General features: G+C 33.4%; 20 protein-coding genes and 2 pseudogenes. 20 read left to right on the plus strand and 2 right to left on the minus strand.

The annotated features are described in order from the left end of the window. Nucleotides 1-43: 43 nt before the first annotated feature. The 14 genes from ACZ42F_RS11815 to ACZ42F_RS11880 all read left to right on the plus strand — a co-directional run bounded on the left by ACZ42F_RS11815 (nucleotide 44) and on the right by ACZ42F_RS11880 (nucleotide 10,703). Complete coding sequence (locus tag ACZ42F_RS11815) at nucleotides 44-856, plus strand: cytidylyltransferase domain-containing protein (RefSeq protein WP_464279134.1); 813 nt, start codon at nucleotides 44-46, stop codon at nucleotides 854-856. A 1-nt stretch (nucleotide 857) separates the two neighbouring features. Continuing rightward, nucleotides 858-1,841, plus strand: a complete 984-nt coding sequence (locus tag ACZ42F_RS11820) for an N-acetylneuraminate synthase family protein (protein WP_464279135.1) — start codon at nucleotides 858-860, stop codon at nucleotides 1,839-1,841. Further along, complete coding sequence (locus tag ACZ42F_RS11825; protein WP_464279136.1) at nucleotides 1,838-2,869, plus strand: nucleotidyltransferase family protein; 1,032 nt, start codon at nucleotides 1,838-1,840, stop codon at nucleotides 2,867-2,869. The genes ACZ42F_RS11820 and ACZ42F_RS11825 overlap by 4 nt, the downstream gene beginning before the upstream one ends. 265 nt (nucleotides 2,870-3,134) lie before the next feature. After that, nucleotides 3,135-3,806, plus strand: coding sequence for an SGNH/GDSL hydrolase family protein (locus ACZ42F_RS11830; protein WP_464279137.1), 672 nt, complete (start codon nucleotides 3,135-3,137; stop codon nucleotides 3,804-3,806). Next, on the plus strand, nucleotides 3,799-5,055 hold the full coding sequence (locus ACZ42F_RS11835; RefSeq protein ID WP_464279138.1) for a lipopolysaccharide biosynthesis protein: 1,257 nt from the start codon (nucleotides 3,799-3,801) through the stop codon (nucleotides 5,053-5,055). The genes ACZ42F_RS11830 and ACZ42F_RS11835 overlap by 8 nt, the downstream gene beginning before the upstream one ends. 145 nt (nucleotides 5,056-5,200) lie before the next feature. Beyond that, nucleotides 5,201-5,551 carry a hypothetical protein gene (locus tag ACZ42F_RS11840; protein ID WP_464279139.1) on the plus strand — a complete coding sequence of 117 codons (351 nt, stop codon included), beginning with the start codon at nucleotides 5,201-5,203 and terminating at the stop codon, nucleotides 5,549-5,551. 20 nt (nucleotides 5,552-5,571) lie between these two features. Further along, nucleotides 5,572-6,069: a hypothetical protein gene (locus ACZ42F_RS11845; protein ID WP_464279140.1), complete on the plus strand. Its 498-nt coding sequence runs from the start codon at nucleotides 5,572-5,574 to the stop codon at nucleotides 6,067-6,069. A 5-nt stretch (nucleotides 6,070-6,074) separates the two neighbouring features. Continuing rightward, nucleotides 6,075-6,401: a hypothetical protein gene (locus ACZ42F_RS11850; protein WP_464279141.1), complete on the plus strand. Its 327-nt coding sequence runs from the start codon at nucleotides 6,075-6,077 to the stop codon at nucleotides 6,399-6,401. Between the two features lies 1 nt (nucleotide 6,402). Continuing rightward, nucleotides 6,403-6,768: an LbetaH domain-containing protein gene (locus tag ACZ42F_RS11855; RefSeq protein ID WP_464279142.1), complete on the plus strand. Its 366-nt coding sequence runs from the start codon at nucleotides 6,403-6,405 to the stop codon at nucleotides 6,766-6,768. Nucleotides 6,769-6,806: 38 nt separating this feature from the next. Then, a complete protein-coding gene (locus ACZ42F_RS11860; RefSeq protein ID WP_464280265.1) occupies nucleotides 6,807-7,055 on the plus strand; it encodes an LbetaH domain-containing protein in 249 nt (82 codons plus the stop codon). A 21-nt stretch (nucleotides 7,056-7,076) separates the two neighbouring features. Then, the gene (locus tag ACZ42F_RS11865; protein ID WP_464279143.1) at nucleotides 7,077-7,976 is read left to right on the plus strand and encodes a glycosyltransferase family 2 protein; all 900 of its coding nucleotides are present in this window, start codon (nucleotides 7,077-7,079) and stop codon (nucleotides 7,974-7,976) included. Nucleotides 7,977-8,067: 91 nt separating this feature from the next. Next, nucleotides 8,068-9,201, plus strand: coding sequence for a hypothetical protein (locus ACZ42F_RS11870; RefSeq protein WP_464279144.1), 1,134 nt, complete (start codon nucleotides 8,068-8,070; stop codon nucleotides 9,199-9,201). Then, complete coding sequence (locus ACZ42F_RS11875; RefSeq protein WP_464279145.1) at nucleotides 9,198-9,962, plus strand: glycosyltransferase family 2 protein; 765 nt, start codon at nucleotides 9,198-9,200, stop codon at nucleotides 9,960-9,962. The genes ACZ42F_RS11870 and ACZ42F_RS11875 overlap by 4 nt, the downstream gene beginning before the upstream one ends. A gap of 369 nt (nucleotides 9,963-10,331) precedes the next feature. Continuing rightward, nucleotides 10,332-10,703 (plus strand): four helix bundle protein, encoded by a 372-nt coding sequence (locus tag ACZ42F_RS11880; RefSeq protein WP_464279146.1) that lies wholly within the window; start codon nucleotides 10,332-10,334, stop codon nucleotides 10,701-10,703. A 143-nt stretch (nucleotides 10,704-10,846) separates the two neighbouring features. Here the strand turns inward: ACZ42F_RS11880 and ACZ42F_RS11885 are convergent. Beyond that, nucleotides 10,847-12,594, minus strand: a pseudogene (locus ACZ42F_RS11885) (aldehyde ferredoxin oxidoreductase N-terminal domain-containing protein). After that, the gene (locus tag ACZ42F_RS11890; protein ID WP_464279147.1) at nucleotides 12,584-12,997 is read right to left on the minus strand and encodes a 4Fe-4S binding protein; all 414 of its coding nucleotides are present in this window, start codon (nucleotides 12,995-12,997) and stop codon (nucleotides 12,584-12,586) included. Before ACZ42F_RS11890 ends, ACZ42F_RS11885 begins: the two are co-directional and overlap by 11 nt. Nucleotides 12,998-13,113: 116 nt before the next feature. Here ACZ42F_RS11890 and ACZ42F_RS11895 point away from each other — a divergent pair, with 116 nt between their 5' ends. The 6 genes and pseudogenes from ACZ42F_RS11895 (at nucleotide 13,114) to ACZ42F_RS11920 (ending at nucleotide 19,087) form a co-directional block, all read left to right on the plus strand. Next, the gene (locus ACZ42F_RS11895; protein WP_464279148.1) at nucleotides 13,114-14,289 is read left to right on the plus strand and encodes a pyridoxal phosphate-dependent aminotransferase; all 1,176 of its coding nucleotides are present in this window, start codon (nucleotides 13,114-13,116) and stop codon (nucleotides 14,287-14,289) included. A 10-nt stretch (nucleotides 14,290-14,299) separates the two neighbouring features. Further along, nucleotides 14,300-15,592 (plus strand): glucose-6-phosphate isomerase, encoded by a 1,293-nt coding sequence (locus ACZ42F_RS11900; RefSeq protein WP_464279149.1) that lies wholly within the window; start codon nucleotides 14,300-14,302, stop codon nucleotides 15,590-15,592. An 11-nt stretch (nucleotides 15,593-15,603) separates the two neighbouring features. Further along, nucleotides 15,604-17,004, plus strand: coding sequence for a sensor histidine kinase (locus ACZ42F_RS11905; protein ID WP_464279150.1), 1,401 nt, complete (start codon nucleotides 15,604-15,606; stop codon nucleotides 17,002-17,004). A 39-nt stretch (nucleotides 17,005-17,043) separates the two neighbouring features. Continuing rightward, nucleotides 17,044-18,413: pseudogene (locus ACZ42F_RS11910) on the plus strand (sigma-54-dependent transcriptional regulator). Nucleotides 18,414-18,440: 27 nt separating this feature from the next. Continuing rightward, complete coding sequence (locus ACZ42F_RS11915; RefSeq protein WP_464279151.1) at nucleotides 18,441-18,650, plus strand: hypothetical protein; 210 nt, start codon at nucleotides 18,441-18,443, stop codon at nucleotides 18,648-18,650. Then, a complete protein-coding gene (locus ACZ42F_RS11920; protein ID WP_464279152.1) occupies nucleotides 18,632-19,087 on the plus strand; it encodes a DEAD/DEAH box helicase in 456 nt (151 codons plus the stop codon). Before ACZ42F_RS11915 ends, ACZ42F_RS11920 begins: the two co-directional genes overlap by 19 nt. Nucleotide 19,088 lies beyond the last annotated feature (1 nt).

Consider the following 19,088-nt stretch of genomic DNA (forward strand, 5'->3'; position numbering starts at 1 on the left):
GATAAAATCTAAATTGGTTTTTGTTAAAAGGAGAAATTGAGTTATGAATAAAAAGACAATTGCATGTATAATAGCGAGATGTGTATCTACGAGATTACCATTGAAGGTTTTAAGAAATATTGTTGACAAATATTCTATGCTTGATTTTATAATTCAAAGAGTGAAACAAGTAAAAAATATAGATGATATATATATTTGCACATCGTATGAAATGATAGATGATATTTTAGAAGATGTAGCATTTAAAAATAGAGTTAAAATCTATAGGGGGGCTCCTGATGCTGTTATAGAGAGGCTAATAGCAGTTGGCGAACTTGAAAAAGCAGAAAATGTAATTAGAATTACAGGTGATAACGTTCTAACAGCATATGAATATCTTGATGAGCAAATAGAAATTCATAATATTAATGAATTAGACTATACTAGAATAATAGATGTACCTGTTGGGGCAACCGCTGAAATCATGACATTAAATGCCCTTAAAAAATGCTATAATTCAATTGATCCATCAGTTAGTGAATATTTACTTCTTTATATGTTTAATCCAGAATATTATAAATGTGGAGTGATTAATGTAGGGGAAATAAAAAAATCTTCAAACTATACTTTGACAGTTGATACAAAAGAAGATTTAGAAAGAACTAGAAGCATTTTTGAATATTATAAAGAAGATCCTTTAAAGATAAAATTGAAAGATGTTATAAATATAGTAGATAAATATAATTTGAAAAACTCAAAAATAGAATTCTCGCAAAATATAAAAATGCCTTATGGTAAAAAGATAACATTTGAAGAATTTCAGAATGATATGCAAAATAGAATAAATAATTCTATACATTTTACTATAGGAAAATAGTATGTCGTATTATTTTTTTGTTGAAACTGCTTTTCATCATGAAGGAGATAAAAAATATCTTTTTAAGCTAATAGATGAAGCAAAAAAGTCTGGTGTAATGGGAGTGAAATTTCAAGTATTGATAGATTTAGATGAGTTTATGTCTCCTTATCATAGCGCTTATAATGAAGTGAAAAAATGGATTTTTTCTTTTAATGATTGGAAAGAAATTTTTTCTTATACCTTAAAAAATGGATTAGATATTATTTTTATGCCATTAGATATTAAGGCTTTTGATTTAATCAAAGAATTTGATGTTAAATATGTTGAGCTTCATTCTGTTTTATTTAACGACATAAAATTATTAAATAAATTAGAAAAAATAAAATCACCTTTAATTTTTGGTATTGGTGGTAGAACTCTTGGAGAAATAGATGATATCGTAAAAAGATACAGTGATAGAGAAATTGTTCTAATGGTTGGTTTTCAGTCATATCCATCAGACTTAAAAGATATAAAATTAGAAAGAATTAGAGAACTAAAAAAAATGTATCCTGATTGTTTAATAGGATATGCTGATCATTCTTCTTATAAAAGTGAAATGTGTATTTTGAGTAATGAATATGCCTATATTTTAGGGGCAAGATTTTTTGAAAAACATATAACATTAAATGAAGGGATAAAAAGGGTAGATTTTGAATCAGCTGTTTCTTGTGATAAAATAAAAATTATAAAAAAAAGACTCGATTATTTAGAAACAATTATGAACATAGACCAGAAAGAGATATTTAGTATGAACTATAAAGAATTAACATATAGGAATCGGCAGAAAGTGCCAGTTGCTAAGAGAAATATAAAAGCTGGAGAAATTGTAACACTCGATATGATAGCATTTAAAATGATAAATCATAATGATGTTTTTAAATCAGTGGATGAAATTATAGGTAGAAAAGTTAGTAAAAATATAGAAAAAGATAAGGGCTTTGTTAAAGGAGATTTTTTATGAAACACTTAGTGTTATCTGAAAATTCTACTTTTAGAGAAGCTATTAAACTACTTGATAGTAATGGCAATGGTTTTTTGGCTGTTGTTAATGAAAATGGTCAACTTGTAGGGATTCTTACTGACGGAGATGTTAGAAGAGCTATTTTAAATAATAAAACAGAATTATCTGAAATTATAAATACTAATCCTATAGTTATGAAAGAAGGAGAAAGCCGAAAAAAAGTCATTTTAAAACTCAGAGAGCTTAGAAGAAAGCATATGCCTATTGTTGATGATAATATGGTTTTAAAGGATGTGATTGTTTTAGATGATGAAGAATTTAATATTAAACCTAACTGGGTAGTGATAATGGCTGGAGGATTAGGAACAAGATTGGGAGAACTTACAAAAAATACCCCAAAGCCTATGTTAAAAGTTGGTTCTAAACCTATGTTAGAGCATATTATAGATATGTTTACTTCTTATGGATTTACAAAGTTTATGATAAGTGTGAATTATAAAGCTGAAGTTGTTAAAAATTATTTTGGTGATGGAAGTAAGTTTGGAGTAAAAATAAAATATATTGAAGAAAAAAAACGACTTGGAACTGGTGGGGCTTTAAGTTTGATTGATATAGAATTGGATGAACCTTTTTTTGTTATTTATGGTGATGTTTTAGCGTCGTTAGATTATGAAAAGTTATTGTCCTATCATGAAGAACAAAAGGCAATAGCTACCATGTGTATAAGAAAGTATAAATATCAAATTCCATATGGTGTTATAGAAATAGATGATGAAAACAATATAAAATCTATTAAAGAAAAGCCAATAAAAGAATTTTTTATAAATACCGGGATATATGTATTCAATCCTGAAGTTTTATACTATATACCTAAAAATGAATTCTTTGATTTACCAAGCTTATTTGATGTTTTAAAAAGTAAGAATAAACTTACAAAGAGTTTTGAGATAACAGATTATTGGATAGATATGGGGACTCCTTTAGATTATAAAGAGATTGTAGAAAAAATGGAGAATGTTATTGAATAGGTCTTTCTTTAAAAATTTTTTTTTATATTTTTGGAGCCATATTAAATAAGTTGATACCATTTTTTATGTTATTAATTTTTATAAGAAGTTTGAACTCAAAAAATTATTTAACAAGTGTTTTTACAGTATTTATAGGCTTTAGTATAAAACAAATCTATATCAAAGGAATATTATGAAATCGATTCAATCTTTAAAATACTTGAAATATCCTCGCAATTGTTTGTTTCAAAAATATATAAGTTATGAAATAAGCAGGTAGAGTAATATGCTGAAAAAAATAGTTATTTTAGGTGATAGTTTAAGTCTTCCTAGAGAAGAAATATTGGTTGAAGATACATATCCGTATTTAATAAATGAATTTTTAAAAGATAGATATGTTTTATTTAATAGAAGTATTAGAGCGAATGATACAAGATTGCAAGTAGAAAATTTTTATAATGATGTTATATTATTTGACCCAGACATAATAATCATTCATTTGGGAATTGTGGATTGTGCGCCAAGATTATTTTATAGAAAAGAGAGAGCGTTTTTTAGTAAAGTTAATAAACTTTTCCCTATAGTTGCTTTAATGAGCCGTTATAGATATTTTTTTACTAAAATATTTCCTAAAGTCTATGTGAGTATCAGAGATTTTGAGAAAAATTATCATTATATGTTAGAAGAAATTCATAAATTAGGAAAAAAAGCAATAGTTATTGGTATAGCTAATACAAATAAAAGAAACAAAAAAATATCATATGGATTTGAGAAAAACATTAATTGCTATAATGAGGTTTTAAAAAAAGTATGTGAAAAATTTAATAATGTCAGTTATATTGATATGTATAACTATGATCCTGAAAAAATATTATTAAAAGATGGTATTCATTTAAATAAGGAAGGTTCAAAAATTTTAGCTGAGAATTTACTTAAAATTATAAAAAAATATGGTTAATAGAATATTTAAAAGCACTTTTATTTATGTTATAGGAGATATATTAAATAAATCAATACCTTTTTTTATGTTACCAATTCTTACTAGATATTTGACTCCAGAAGATTATGGAAAAGTATCTGTTTTTAATGTTTTAATAAGTATCTTTGCAGTATTTACAGGTTTGAGCATACATGGAGCTATAAATGTAAACTTTTTTAAAATGTCTAAAAAGGATTTAAAAATTTTTATTGGGAATTGTCTTATTATATTAAGTATATCTACATTAATTGTATTTATTTGTGTATATTTATTTAAATCTATAATTTTAGAAAAACTATCTATAGAAATTAAGTGGATTTTTTTAGCAATTGTTTTAGCTTTTGCTCAATTTTTAACTACTGTTAATCTTTTGTTGTGGATGGCAGAACAAAAACCAAAGCAATATACTATATATCAAATATCTCAGACTTTTCTAATAACAATTTTATCAATAATTTTAATAGTATATTTAGGTATGAATTGGGAAGGTCAAGTAATAGCTAGGGGAATAGGAATTATATTTTTTGCGGTGATTAGTTTTATATTTATTATCAAAAGAGGTTATTTGATATTTCATCCGAATAAAAAATATATAAAAGAGGCTCTTAATTTTGGTATTCCTTTAATACCACATCAACTAGCGGGATGGTTAAAAACAGGTGTGGATAGAATTATTCTTATTTCATTGTTAGGTGCTGCAGCTACAGGAGTATATGCTACAGGTTATCAAATGGGGATGATAATAAGTGTAATAGTTACAGCTTTTAACAAAGCTTGGAGTCCTTATATTTTTAAGATTTTATCTAGTAGCCCAAGTAGTGAAGATAAAAAGAAAATAGTGATGTTTTCATATGCATATTTTGTGGGAATTTTTCTTGTTTCAGTTGTATTTGCTTATATTTTAAATTTAATAGTCCCATATATTTTGGGAAAAAATTTTTTACATTCTATAGAATATGTATTTTATTTTTGTATAGCTTTTGCTTTTCAAGGAATGTATCTAATAGTAGGAGGTTATATTCTTTATACTAAAAAAACACATATATTAGCATATATTACATTTGCTACATCGATTTTGCATGTTATTTTACTATATACTTTTGTAAATATTAATGGTGCAGTAGGAGCTGCGCAAGCTACTTTAATTTCTTTTATAGTTACATTTTTAGCCACATGGATTTTAGCAAGCAAGGTTTATAAAATGCCTTGGAGGATTTGGGAAACTTGAAAGTATCAGAAATCGCCGAAAAATTCTTTCAAATTGAAAATGAACTAAATCTTTTTGAAAAAAGATACAAGGGATTTATTTTTGGAAATTAGTTCGATTTGAATTATATTCGTTAATATTAAATAAACTAAATTTGACTTCACCATTGAATAATAATAAAAAAGCGGTATTATTTAATAAAATTGGTAGAGTGCTTCGAATAATAAAAAATACACTTTACTTTCCAGATAAAAATAAAAAAGTTGATATTATAGTATTTGAAAATCCTAGAAAGATAAAAAATATTGATGGAAAATATTATGATCCTTATACAAAATATTTTGTAGATAGCCTAAAGAATGATAATATGAATTTTGAGGTAATAGATTTAGGTTTTAATGGATTTCATTATGAAAAGTCTGATTCTATAAGAAAATATGGTGATCATTTTTACTATGATGTATTTAAAAGAATTCTATATAAAGGCAAACTAATTAAGAAAAAGAAAGAGAGTTAATATCGAAAATAAAGAATAAGTTGCTTAAAGAAATGGGCATTGAAATTAATTTATTTGAATTAACAAAAGAATATTTAAAAAAATTTAACCTTGAATATTTGAAATATTTTAATCTTTTAAAAGATAAAAATGTAAAAAAAATTTATTTAGTTTGTTCCTATGGAAAGGAAAGTTTAATAAAAGTTGCTAATGATTTAAACATTGAAGTTATAGAATTTCAGCATGGAACAATGAGTAAGTACCATATGGGATATAGCTTTCCTGGTAATTACAAAGTGCCCTATTTTCCAAATAAAATGTTGTTATTTGGAAAATTTTGGTATGACAGCACTCCAATTCCGCTTGATAGTACTAAAGTTGGTTATATTGGATATAAAGATTTTAATATTAAATCAAAACAGTTTTTTAATCTTCCTAAAAAGAAAAAAATTACTTTCATTTCTCAGTGGACATTGAGCGAAAAATATTCTCAAAAGCTATTGAGGTTGCAAAAGAATATTCAGAATATGAAGTTGTAGTTAGATTGCATCCAGCTGAAATATCAAATAAGAATATTTATTTAGAAAAAATTAAGGCTTCTGGGCTAACAAACTTGAAAATAAGTAACATTAATTTGCTTGCAGAAGAACTAGCTGTTTCAGAATTTGTAGTGGGTGTATACTCTACAGCGATATATGAGGCTTTATTTTTTAAATGTAAAGTAATATTATTGGATTTATATGGAATAGAATATATGGATTTTTTAATTGAAAATAAATATGTTTATAAAGTAGATTATAATAAAAAAATTGATTTAAAAAATATGCCGGTCTTGAACTCGATTGATAGTAAATATTTTTTTGGAGAGTAAAATGATTAAAAAAATATTAAATTATGCATTGGTCACATTTTATTCAATTAATAAAAGTTTGACAATATCTAATAAATATTTAATTTCGTTTCGAACTATTAAAAATTGTGGATATGGATGTAAATTTTTAGGAGATGTTCTTATTTCAAAAAACGTTGAAATTGGTAAATTTACTTCAATAAATGGTCCAGGAACGAGAATTTCAGCACATATCAACAAAATAAAAATAGGAAATTTTTGTTCTATAGCTTCAAATGTAATAATTCAAGAATATTATCATAGATATGATAGAATAACTTCTTACTATATTAACCAAAATATTTTTAAGGAATCAGTTGAAAAAGATATTTTTCAAAAGGAGATATAATAATAGAAGATGATGTTTGGATAGGTTCTAACAGTGTTATTTTATCTGGCGTGACTATAGGACGTGGTTCTATTATTGGAGCTGGAAGTGTTGTTACACAAAATATTCCTAGATATTCTGTTGTAGGAGGAAATCCAGCAAAAATTATAAAAAAAAGATTTAAAGAAGAAACTATAAATATACTAGAAAATCTTGGTTGGTGGAATTGGAATATTGACAAAATTATTGTAAATAAAGATTTATTTAATTTGAAAGAAGAACAACTTCTGGAAAAATATCGGGGATAAATAAAAATGATAAGCTTTATAATGATGGCATACAATGTAGAAAATTATATTGAAGATGCAATAAAGGAACTTCAAGAAGAGAATAGAGTTCAATGGGAACTTATTATTGTAGATGATTTTTCTACAGATAATACTTTTGAAATAGCGAATAAGTATGCAAAACAGGATAAGAGGATTAAAGTTGTTAAAAATATTTCTAAAGGTAAAGTGACTGGAACCAACTATGCTTATAGTTTATGTTCTGGTGATATTATTAAATGTATTGACTCTGATGATGTTTTATTAAGAGATTTTTTTAGCTATTATGATAAATTAAAAAAGTATGATGCTCACTGCCACCCTGCTTATATTACAGATAATAAATTGAAGGTTAGAGCAGTTTACAATGTTAATCCTTTATTTATTTCTAAAAATTTTGAGTTTGTATTATCTAATCTTTTAAGTTTACCAAAAGCTTCTTGGTCATTTCGTCGTGAAATTGCTGATAAGATATTTCCAATGCCAGAAAACTTGCCATTTGAAGATGTTTGGATTTCTTTAATTATCAAAAAATATGCTCGGAAAATATATGCTATTGATAAACCAGTATATCTTTATAGACAGCATGAAAATCAAACTTTTGGGGGAATAATTAATTACAATTCAGACAGAGTAATTTTCAGAGCAAAAAGGCTCTTAAAGTTAATAGATGTTTTGAAAAGTGAATTTAGAATAATTGAAGGCTTTGATAAAGATATTTTTACTATGGTAAAAACTTATAATGAGCTGATGAGTAAAGATAAACTATCTATTTTTGAAATTTTTAAATCAAATATCACAATATTTGCAATGATAAAAATAATTTTAATAAAGAAGTTTCCTAGAACAGCAAAATATCTTACAATCTTAAAGTGGAAGATAGATGCACTTAATAAAAATTAGTATAAATAGATTATTGTTTATAATGCTATGTTTATGTTTGGTTGTGTTTCCCATAAATTATACGCTTGTACTATTTTTTAGGGTTTTAGATTTGTTTTTTATTATATTATTTTTTTCCTTTATTGTTACAAATCCAAAGATTGATAAGAATTTATTAACTGTATTTTTATTGGCGATAGTTCTTTTCTCTATTTCCAATATAATTAAAGTACTTGAAAATAAATCATTAGAATTAATACGTTTAGGATTTGTTTATAAGTATTTATTTATATTTATTGTTCCTTGGATAGTCGTATCTATTGTTAAAACTAACAAGCAAATTTATATTATTAACTTATTACTGCTGGTTGCGTATATATTTTTAAGTAGCTGGCCATATATTTATCTATCACTTTTGAGTTCGGGGTTTATCAGTGGCAGTTTAAGGCCTTCTTTCCCTTTGTCTAATAATTATACATATTCTGATGCACATTTATATTCTTCTTATCTTGGTTACTTTTTTGTAGTGTATGTATTTTATTTCAGGAAATATTTTAGGCACAATATTGTTTTGTCTTGTTTAATTATAATAAATGGTTTTATCGGATTAATATTAACTGGAAGTAGGACTGGACTGGTTTTAGTTGGATTGGCTAGTTTGTTTTATGTGATATACAGTATTGTAGAATTGTTTTTTATAAAAAATAAGTTATCAATTCGAAAAAACAAAGCTATCTACGTTATGCTTTCTTTACTTGTTTTTTTATTCTTATTAATATTACTGAAACCATACATCAATTTATTCTTAAATAATTATGAGAACTTAATAATAAGAGCTTTTAATTTTAAATTAGCAGAAGATCAAAGCTCTTTAGGAAGAATTAGAAAATTAATGATAGCAATAAATGATGCAGAATACTCTGGGTTACTATTGGGTAGCGGTTTTTGTAGCTCGTTAGTTTGGTATGATGGTATCTTTTCAATTTTAATGGCATATGGAGGGCTTCTTTTTATTGTTTCCATTTTTATTTTTTATTATCTTATAGTTGTAAAAGTAATTCTAAACTCTATAAACCAAAAAGATGCTTTATTTTTTTTATTATTCGTAATTTTGTATCTTGTTTCCAATATAGTATCTGAGTATATTTTTGTGTCAAGAAATGCATTTCCTATTTTAGTTATGTTATCTATATTATACATTAATATATTAAATAAAAAAATTATATGTGGAAAAACAAAAAAATGAAGGTTTCTATTATTACGGTAGTTTATAATAATGCTCAGACTATAAAAGGTGCAATTGAATCAGTCTTAAATCAAACTTATCAAAATGTTGAATATATCGTAATAGATGGTGGAAGTACTGATGGTACTGTTGAGATAATTAAAAGTTATGGAGATGAAATAAATAAGTTTATTAGTGAAAAAGACAACGGGCTTTATGATGCGATGAATAAAGGTATAAGTTTAGCAGCTGGAGATGTAGTAGGAATACTTAACAGTGATGATTTTTATGCTTCAAATGATATTTTAGAAATTGTAGCTAATGAATTTGCTACTAAAGATATAGATTGTCTTTATGGGGATCTTGAATATGTAGATGCAGATGATGTTAATAAAGTAATGAGATACTGGAAATCAAGACCTTATAAAGAAGGTTTATTTCAAAAAGGTTGGCATCCACCTCATCCTACATTTTTTGTCAAAAGAGAATGTTATGATAAATACGGAGTTTTTAATCTTGATTTTAAAATAGCAGCTGACTATGAGCTGATGCTTCGTTTTTTGGAGCGACATAAGCTAAAATCTGTTTATATCCCTAAAACATTTGTGAGAATGAGGGTAGGTGGGGTAAGCAATAGAAGTATAACAAGTATTTTAAAAGCAAATATTGAAAGCTATAAAGCTTGGAAAATAAATGGGTTATACATTAATCCACTTATGTTTTCATTAAAACCGTTATCGAAAGTGTTACAATTTTTTAGAAGAAATAGAAATTATTTATAATTTTATATAAAAACACTAAAAAATTCCGTTTCAAAATTTTTTTCTTTAGTATTATGCAGAAGTATGATTAGAATAGCTCTAAATTTTAGAAACTATTATAATAAATACTCCTAAGAGAATAAATTTTTATCTGCAAGTTTTTTATTTCATTGGTTGCTTGTTTTATTGAAAAAAATGGGACACGAGAATAATATTCTTTTTGGTTGAGTAGAGAAATGGATGAATGGTTTATTGGTTGAGTAGATGAGTAGTTGAGTAGATAAGTGGACAGAAGGAATACAAAGGATTAATTTTAGAAATTAACCATTCTTCTAATATTCCACTCAATCAATATGCCACTCATCCACTCATCTAACACTGGAGTGATGAATGAAGTCTGATTTTAGGAACTTAGAGGTATGGCAATTAGCCAGGGATTTAAGAAATAAAATTAAAGAGTTGTGTACGGAGTTGCCTCCAGATGAAAAATATAAGTTGGTAGATCAAATGATAAGGGCATCGAGGTCTGTGACAGCAAATATAGCAGAAGGGCATGGTAGGTATCACTTTCAAGAAAATATTCAGTTTTGCAGGCAGGCAAGAGGTTCGTTATTTGAATTATTAGATCATTTAACTGTGTGTTTAGATTGTAAGTATATCACTGAAGACACATTTCAAAGCTTTGAGGCGGAACTAATATTTTTAATCAAAAAATTAAATGGCTACATCAAGTATTTAACTAAGAGGAGAAATGGAGAATAGATGAGTTGAGAAAGTGGTTGAGTAGATGAGTAGTTGAGTAGATAAGTGGGCAGAAGAAATACTAAGAATTAATTATTAAACATTAACCACTATTCTACTATTCCACTCAACAACTCAACTACTCCTCCACTCAACCAATTCTACTAAAAGGAAAAACCTTGAGCCAGTTCTTTAATTTGCCGGGCATAGGCTTTTTTTAGCTGCTCCAAATAATTGGGGTCAATGGGGCCTTTGTAGGTAACCACCTGTAAGTAGCGTTTGGGAATGTTGATTTTTTCAGGGTCAAAGCCGGTTTTAAAGCGTAATTGCCAGCGCAGGCTCTGAATTTTTTTTCCTAAAGTTTTTAGCGCCTCTAAAGAAGTAGTAAAGCTTACACTTTCCAGGCAAGCAACCAGGGTTTCCAGGGTATAGGCCTTGCGGGCAAAGAGGCAGCCCACACAAGAGGTTAGAATTACTCGGTAGTTTTCCTCTCTGGCAAAGAAATCTAAGGCCTTATCCAGATTTTTGGCCTCTTTTTCCTGGTCAAAACTATAGGCGCCCAAATCCAGATGAGAATGTCTAAAGCCCAGGGCTTGAGCCACAAAATAGTTTTCTCCTGTAGCATAGCCAGCCATTTCCTGGCCTAAAACGCAGGCAAAACCTTCTCCACCATGGTGTTTTATCATCCAGTTTAAACCCTTGCCTGCATCCTGCCAGAATTTATTGGGTGGCATGGCCAGATATCTGATTGCCTGAAGGTAGTTTGCAGGCTCAGAAAATTTCAATTCCAGAAGGACTTGTTCCTGAGTAAAGACTTTTTCTCTAATCCTTCAGTTATGTAAGCTAAAATTACCCCTGAGGAAATGGCGTCCAGGCCCATTTTTTCCACTTCTTCCAAAAGCTTGAGCACAGCAGAAGCGCTTTTGATGCCCAGCATGCTGCCCAGGGCAAAGATGGGTTCATAATCATAGGCCACCTGATGGTAGAGAAATTCGTGCTCTTCTCCAAACTGCTCTCTAAGCAGACCAATGTGAATGCAACCCACAGGACAGCCTGCGCAAGCCACCTGCCTTAATAGCAGGTGTTTGGCAAAATGTTCCCCAGAGATGTTGGTTATATCTGGATCAGAAGTTTTTTGCAGGTTGTTCCAGGGTAAACACTTAAGTTCGTTTAAAGGAATTAGGTTTTGAGGAGTGCCCAGGTCATGATACTTGTTTACTGCCTTGGTGGTGGTAACTATTTCGTGGATTTGTTGGTAGAGTTTGGGATATTGAGAGGAAGCCATTTTCTTTAAATCAAAGGCACTATTTCCTCCAACAATAATACCCTTTAGGTTTTTGCTACCCATAACAGCGCCTGCACCCAGTCGCCCAAAGTGGCGATAGGTATCCACATTGATACAGGCAGTGGGCACCAGGTTTTCTCCAGCAGGACCAATGCGCAAGATGGAGCGTTTGCCACTGGGGATGGTGGAAACTCTTCTTAAGAGTTTCCCAGTGCTAAAGACATCTTCTTCCTTGAGAAAGGGGGTAGAATGAAAGTTTACTTCCTGATCGCTTATTTCCAGGGTGGTCAATCCTTTAGCCTTGCCCTTTACCACCAATCCCAGGTAGCCAGCAAACCTTAAGGCCAAAGCCAGTCTGCCCCCAGCGTGGCTTTCTGCATATTGTTCATGATAGGGGGATTTAAAGCCCAATACCACCTTGCTCATCATGGGAAAGGCGCCAGTTAAAGGGCCAATGGTAAAAATAAGGGGCTGGTCTGGATGAAAGGCTGGTTCTTCGAAAAGACCGTATTTTAAATATAGATAGGCAGCCAAACCTGAGCCGCCCAATAAGCCTTCTTTTAAATCTATCTGCTCGATACTAGCCTTTTGGGAAGTGAGATCTATAATTAAGATTTTAGCGAACATTTTCCACCTCTACCAGATCAATACAGTTATGCGGACAAAAACTTACACATCGGCCACAGTGTAGACAAAAAATGGGCTTTCTAAGCTCCAGGTCAAAATATATTGCATCCACTGGACAGGCTTTGGCACACTCTGCACAGGCAATACACTGCTTTTCCTTAAATAATATCCCTCCTCCTTTTCTGGGAGTAAGGGCTTGAGTGGGACAAACTTCTGCACAGGGTGGAGGATCGCAAGCCAGGCAATAAATAGCTTCAAAACCTGTGGAAATGCCTCCGGAAGAGCGAATTTGGATGCCACTTCTTTTCCAGGACAAACTTTTATGCACTTCCCTAGCACAGGCCAGGGAACAGGAATAACAACCTATGCACTTTTTCATATCTATGGCTTTAAGTTTTTTCATCGACTATTCCTTTGGGTAGAAATTAAAAATAATATTTGGGTTTCCAGGGAGTTTACCTTGCGTTAAACTTCTATTAATGAGAAAAGCTCAAACAGTCCAGTAAAAGAGGTGTAAAGATGAACTTAGCTGAGAGAATTGTAAATATCCCCCCTTCAGCCACTTTGGCCATTAATGCCAAGGCTCAAGAACTAAGAAGTAAAGGGAAAAAGATTATTAGCCTGGCTGTGGGTGAACCTGACTTTACTCCGCCTAAAGAAGTAAAAGAAGCCATGCTTCAGGCTGTAGAGCAGGGTTATTTTCGCTATTTGCCTGTGCCAGGCACTTTAGAACTCAGGCAAGCTGGAGCCAGGTACTTTCAGCACTTTTACGGAGTGGAAGCTAAGGCCACAGAAATAATGTTTAGTAATGGTGGCAAGCAGTGTTTGTACAATCTTTTTCAGGTGCTTTTAAACCCTGGTGATGAAGTTTTGTTGCCCGCGCCTTACTGGGTGAGTTATCCGCCCATGATTCAGCTAAGTGGTGGAATAGCCAGAGTAGTTCCCACCAGGGTAGAAGATAATTTTAAGTTAAAAATAGAAGAGCTGGAAAAGCAGGTTAGCCCCAGGAGTAAGATGCTCATTCTCAATTCACCTTCCAATCCCACGGGCATTACCTATACCCAGGAAGAATTGGAAGAACTGGCTTCCTGGGCTATAAGTAAGGGGCTGATAGTGATTTCTGACGAGGTTTATGACCAGCTGGTCTATGCTCCCTTTAAGCCAGCTTCTTTAGCTTCCTTCTGGCAAGAGCATAAAGAATCTGTGGCCATAGTAAATGCCTTGTCCAAGAGCTTTGCCATTCCTGGCCTGCGCATAGGTTTTGTGCTGGGGGCAGAAAAGCTTATCCAGGCCATGACCAAATTGCAGGGTCAGAGTTGTTCCAATATCTGCTCTATTGCCCAGGCTGGGGCTTTGGCTGCCTTGCAGGGTGATTTTTCCTTTCTGGAAAGGGAAAGGCAGTCTTTACAAGAACGGCGAGATCTGGCCTGGAATTTTTTGACTGAACTGGGACTAAAGTGCCCCAGACCTGAAGGGGCCTTTTATCTTTTCCCTCAGGTAAAGGATTTTTTTAAAGGAGAGATAAAAAATTCTACAGACTTGTGTGCCTATCTTTTGGAAGAAGCTGAAGTGGCCCTGGTGCCAGGCATAGCCTTTGGGGATGACTCCTGTTTGCGCATCTCTTATGCTGTGCAACAAGAAGTACTAAGGGAAGCTTTAAATAGAATCAAACAGGCCTTAACCAAACTAACCTAAAGGAGAGGATATGGCCTTTATTCGCTGGGACCTGGCTTATAAAAAGCAGGTGGAAGGGAGCGCCAAAAGGGAAGACAAGGCTTCCTTTTTAGCGCACAGGCTAAAAGAAGAGTTTAGTAATCTGGGGTTTCTCAACTTTGAACATGTGGAAAAGCTGGAAAAAGACTTGGCCAGGGTTGGGCCCAGAATAGAAAAGTATAAAAACATGCTGGTCCTGGGGATTGGTGGCTCTGCCCTAGGGGCAAAGGCCTTGCAAAGGGCCTTTTACCCAGAGCAGGATTTTCCTCTGCACCAGGGAAAATCCCTTTATATTCTGGATAATATTCATCCAGAGCTCATTAAAGGGTATTTAGACAGACTTTCTCCTGAGGAAACTGTAGTTGTGGTCATAAGCAAGTCCGGGACCACTATAGAAACCCTGTCTCAATATTTCTGGGTAAAGAAGTGGTTGGCCCAGCAGGTGAAGAACTATAAAGAGCATCTGGTTATTATTACTGACCCCAGGCAGGGCTTTTTGCGGGCAGAGGTAGAAAAAGAGGGCTTTTTAAGCCTGGAAGTGCCTCCCAGGATGGGAGGCAGATATTCAGTGCTCTCAGCAGTGGGGCTTTTGCCTGCCTATTTTTTAGGTATAGATTGGAAGTCTTTACTTCTGGGAGCAAAGAGCCTGGTGCCTGGGGAAAATTTAAAAGACCATCCAGCCTTTAAACTGGCCTTCTGGGCTCATGAACTCTGGACTCAAGGGTTAACTGAACTTATTTACTTTAATTACATTCCCTTTTGGGACTGCTGGGGAGATTGGTTTGCCCAACTGTGGGCAGAAAGTTTGGGTAAAGCTGGCAAAGGCAGTATGCCCATTCCCAGTGTTGGGGTGACAGACCAGCATTCTTTGCTGCAGATGTTTTTAGATGGTCCCAAAAATAAAGGCTGTATTTTTTTGAAAACCAGAGAATTGCCTCCAGACCCCTATTTTTCCTTTGCTTTGCCTCAAGAATTCTCTTTTTTAGAGCAAAAGAGCTTTGGAGACATTTTTCAGGCTGAAGCCCTGGGCACAGAGATGGCCCTGGCCAGGAAAATGCCTCTGGTAGAAATAGAGTTAGATTGCAGGACTGAGCTTGAAGCTGGAAAACTCATCTTACTTTTGGAATTAACTACCTTATTTACTGGCTGGCTTTTAGACCTTAATCCTCTGGACCAACCTGCTGTGGAGCTGGGAAAACGCCTGGCCAAAGCCAAACTGGGGGCACCTGGCCTGGAAGAAGAAAAAAGGAACTGGCTATTTTTTTGCAAAAAGATAATAAGTTAGAGGAATTTTAAGTGCGTATTTTTAGACCTGACCCTGCTCACCCTTTTCAATTTGCCAAATTTGTCTCCCTGAGTTCCTTTTTACTCATTTTAAGCACTGCGCTTTTACTTTCCGTATTTATGTCCAATTATGCTAGAGAAGTGTTGTTAAAGAAAAATAGTGACTTTGCCTTACTTCTGGCTGAAAATTTAAACCATCAAATTTTTCAGCGTTTTACTTTGCCCACTATTATTGGTTTTGGCCGGGTGGAATTGAAAAACAAAGACCAGTACGAACGCCTGGACCAGGTGGTTAAAAGCACCATCCATAGTTTTCATGTCCTGGAAGTGAAAATTTTTAACAATTCAGGTGAAGTTTCCTATGCCAGCAATAAAAAATTTTTAGGAGAAAAATTGCTTTCCAACCTGGAAGTAGAAAGGGCAGTAGAAAAAAGGGAGCACTTTTTTATTCTGGAGAAAAAAATTTCTAACCTCAGGGCCATGTTTAAACTGGACTTTGAGCCCAGGACAGTGGTGCTTAGGACTATTTATCCTTTGAAGGCTGAGCGCACCTTTGGTCTGAAAAAAGAACCCATTATGGGGATACTGGAATTTAAACAGGACATAAGTAAAGACTTTGAAACCATAGTTTACTTTCAGTGGTTGATTATTGCGGTGTTCTTTTCTTCTTTTTTAGTACTTTATGTTTTGTTGCGTTTGATTATCAAACGGGCCGAAAGTTTGCTTTTGGAAAGGCTTAAGGAAAAGGAAAAATTGGAAACCGAGTTGCATAGGACTGAAAAGCTGGTGAGTATGGGGAGAATGGTTTCAGGCATTGCCCATGAAATAAGGAATCCTTTGGGGATTATTCAAAGTACCAGTGAGTTTTTGTATCAGCGTTTTAGCAAAGAAGACAAGGCTGAGTCCAAGCTGATTAAAGCAGTTTATGAGGAAGCCAAAAGACTGGGTAAAACAGTCAATGATTTTCTGGATTATGCCAGGCCTGTAGAGCCCAGGCAAGAACTTGTGGATTTAAAGCAAATTTTTGAAGAGATAAAAGGGTTTTTACAGGGAGAGCTGGAAAAGAAAAAAGTAACTCTGGAACTGGAAGGAGAGTCCATATATATAGAAGGGGATAAACACCTGCTCTATCGTGCCTTTTATAACCTGATTTTAAATTCCTTTCAGGCTGTAGAAGAAAAAGGGTGGATAAAGGTAAAGTTTTTAGCCTCAGAAAAAACCATAGAGATTTTGGACTCTGGCCCGGGGTTTGAGCCTGCTTTGCTGGAAAAGTATTTGGAACCCTTTTTTACTACCAAAGATAGTGGTACGGGTTTAGGTCTGGCTATTGTCAAAAATATTTTAGAAGGGCATCGGGCCAGTATGCTTTTGGACAATCATTCCCAGGGAGGAAGGATTATTCTTAAGTTTTAAGTTTGATAGATGGGAAGCTAAGTGGGAGGACAGATAAATATGTCTGGGCATATTTTGGTTATAGATGATGAAAAAAACTATCTTTTGTTGCTGGAAACCCTTTTAAGGGAGGAAAGTTTTGAGGTTACTACCTTAAGTGACCCAGAGCTGGCCCTTTCTTTTCTGGAAGAGTCTGAGGTGGATGTGGTTATTACTGATATGAAGATGCCCAAAATAAGTGGGCAGGAGATTTTAGAAAAGATCAGACGGGATTTACCCCATGTGCCAGTGATTATTATGACCGCTTTTGGCTCTATTGACGGCGCTGTTGCTGCTATTCGTTGTGGAGCCTTTGACTATTTGACCAAGCCCTTTTCCAACGAAGAATTACTTCTGGCAGTAAAACGAGCTTTGAACTTTGCCCGCATGGAACGGGAAAATGTTTTACTCAAGGAAAGTTTGGTCAAACAGTACGCCCGAGAGCATATTGTAGGCAAGAGCAAGAAAATCCAGGATATTTTAAGCATTTTAGATAAAGTTGCTCCCAGTAAATCCACGGTGCTTATTACTGGAGAATCTGGAACAGGAAAAGAACTCATTGCCAGAGCCCTGCACTATGCTTCTCCCAGAAAAAGGAACCTTTTATTGCTGTAAATTGTACAGCCTTAAATCCAGGGGTATTGGAGAGTGAACTTTTTGGCCATGAAAAGGGTTCTTTTACTGGCGCTATTGCTACCAAAAAGGGTAAGTTTGAACTGGCCCACAAAGGCACTTTGTTTCTGGATGAAATAGGTGAGCTTTCTCTAGAGACACAGGTAAAACTATTACGGGTATTGCAGGAAAAAAGTATCGAAAGAGTAGGTGGTAGTAAAACCATTCCAGTGGATATTCGTCTGGTGGCTGCTACCAATAAGGATTTAAAAAAAGAAGTAGAGGAAGGCCGTTTTAGAGAGGACTTGTACTATCGCCTAAATGTAGTGCAGATTCACCTGCCTCCTTTGCGAGAGAGAAAAGAGGACATTCCTTTATTGGTTGCTTATTTTGCTTCTAAAATATGTCGGGAAAACAATTTGCCAGAGCGTAAGTTTTCTTCCCAGGCCCTGGAATACCTTACCCTTTATGATTGGCCAGGCAATGTAAGGCAATTGGAAAATGTGGTGGAAAGATGCCTGGTGCTTTCTTCCAGTGAAGTCATAGGTGTGGAAGATTTGCCTGCAGAAGTAAGAGATGAGGACAGCCAATTAAAAAGTGCAGTGGATTTACTGCCCTTGCAGGGCAATTTGGCTGAAACCCTGGAAAAGATAGAAGCTGCTCTGGTGAAGCGAGCCTTGGTCAAGGCCAATTTTGTCCAGGTAAAGGCAGCAGAGCTTTTGGGTATTTCCAAAAGCTTGCTCCAATATAAAATTAAAAAGTATAAAATTAGCTTTTAATCAATTTGTTTTTAGGGTCCTTTAATCTTGTCTTTTAAACAATTATCCCTTTTTACTCCAAATTCCTTAGACCTTTTGGTAGATAAATTAAAAAAAGAGGAATTGGGCTGGCAGGTGGTTTATGAGCACACTTTGCCTGGACAAGCACCTGATTATCTCCCTTATCCAGAGGAACTGCTGCCTGTACTTAAGTCCTTTTTAGAAAACAAAAGCTTAAGTTGTATTCTCATCAGGTAAAAGGGATAGAAGGTCTTTTAAAGGGCGAGCACATCTGTTTGGCCACTCCCACTGCCAGTGGCAAGTCCCTGGTATATAACTTGCCTGTGCTCCAAAAGTGGCTGCAAAATCCAGAGCAAAGAGCACTTTATATTTTTCCCTTAAAAGCCCTGGCTCAGGATCAGGTGAGAGTCTGGCAAAGCTGGAAGAAAGAATTGGGTTTACAGTTGCAGGTAGAACTTTATGACGGAGATACCTCTGCCTGGAAACGGAGCAGGATTAGAAGTAATCCGCCGCATATTCTGGTTACCAATCCAGATATGTTGCACCTGGGAATCTTGCCTCACTTTGAGCTCTGGGTGGATTTTTTAAAAAAGTTGAAATTTGTGGTTGTGGACGAGGTTCATACCTATAGAGGAATTTTTGGCTCGCATTTAGCCTGGGTTTTCGGAGGTTAAA

The sequence above is a fragment of the Desulfonauticus autotrophicus genome, assembly GCF_055381725.1.

Excerpts from the sequence above, each read along its gene's own strand:
- ACZ42F_RS11880 (WP_464279146.1), top strand. The coding sequence starts at position 10,332 with ATGAAGTCTGATTTTAGGAACTTAGAGGTATGGCAATTAGCCAGGGAT.
- ACZ42F_RS11835 (WP_464279138.1), top strand. The coding sequence starts at position 3,799 with ATGGTTAATAGAATATTTAAAAGCACTTTTATTTATGTTATAGGAGAT.
- ACZ42F_RS11890 (WP_464279147.1), bottom strand. The coding sequence starts at position 12,997 with ATGAAAAAACTTAAAGCCATAGATATGAAAAAGTGCATAGGTTGTTAT.
- ACZ42F_RS11900 (WP_464279149.1), top strand. The coding sequence starts at position 14,300 with ATGGCCTTTATTCGCTGGGACCTGGCTTATAAAAAGCAGGTGGAAGGG.
- ACZ42F_RS11815 (WP_464279134.1), top strand. The coding sequence starts at position 44 with ATGAATAAAAAGACAATTGCATGTATAATAGCGAGATGTGTATCTACG.
- ACZ42F_RS11820 (WP_464279135.1), top strand. The coding sequence starts at position 858 with ATGTCGTATTATTTTTTTGTTGAAACTGCTTTTCATCATGAAGGAGAT.
- ACZ42F_RS11865 (WP_464279143.1), top strand. The coding sequence starts at position 7,077 with ATGATGGCATACAATGTAGAAAATTATATTGAAGATGCAATAAAGGAA.
- ACZ42F_RS11895 (WP_464279148.1), top strand. The coding sequence starts at position 13,114 with ATGAACTTAGCTGAGAGAATTGTAAATATCCCCCCTTCAGCCACTTTG.
- ACZ42F_RS11830 (WP_464279137.1), top strand. The coding sequence starts at position 3,135 with ATGCTGAAAAAAATAGTTATTTTAGGTGATAGTTTAAGTCTTCCTAGA.
- ACZ42F_RS11855 (WP_464279142.1), top strand. The coding sequence starts at position 6,403 with ATGATTAAAAAAATATTAAATTATGCATTGGTCACATTTTATTCAATT.
- ACZ42F_RS11875 (WP_464279145.1), top strand. The coding sequence starts at position 9,198 with ATGAAGGTTTCTATTATTACGGTAGTTTATAATAATGCTCAGACTATA.
- ACZ42F_RS11825 (WP_464279136.1), top strand. The coding sequence starts at position 1,838 with ATGAAACACTTAGTGTTATCTGAAAATTCTACTTTTAGAGAAGCTATT.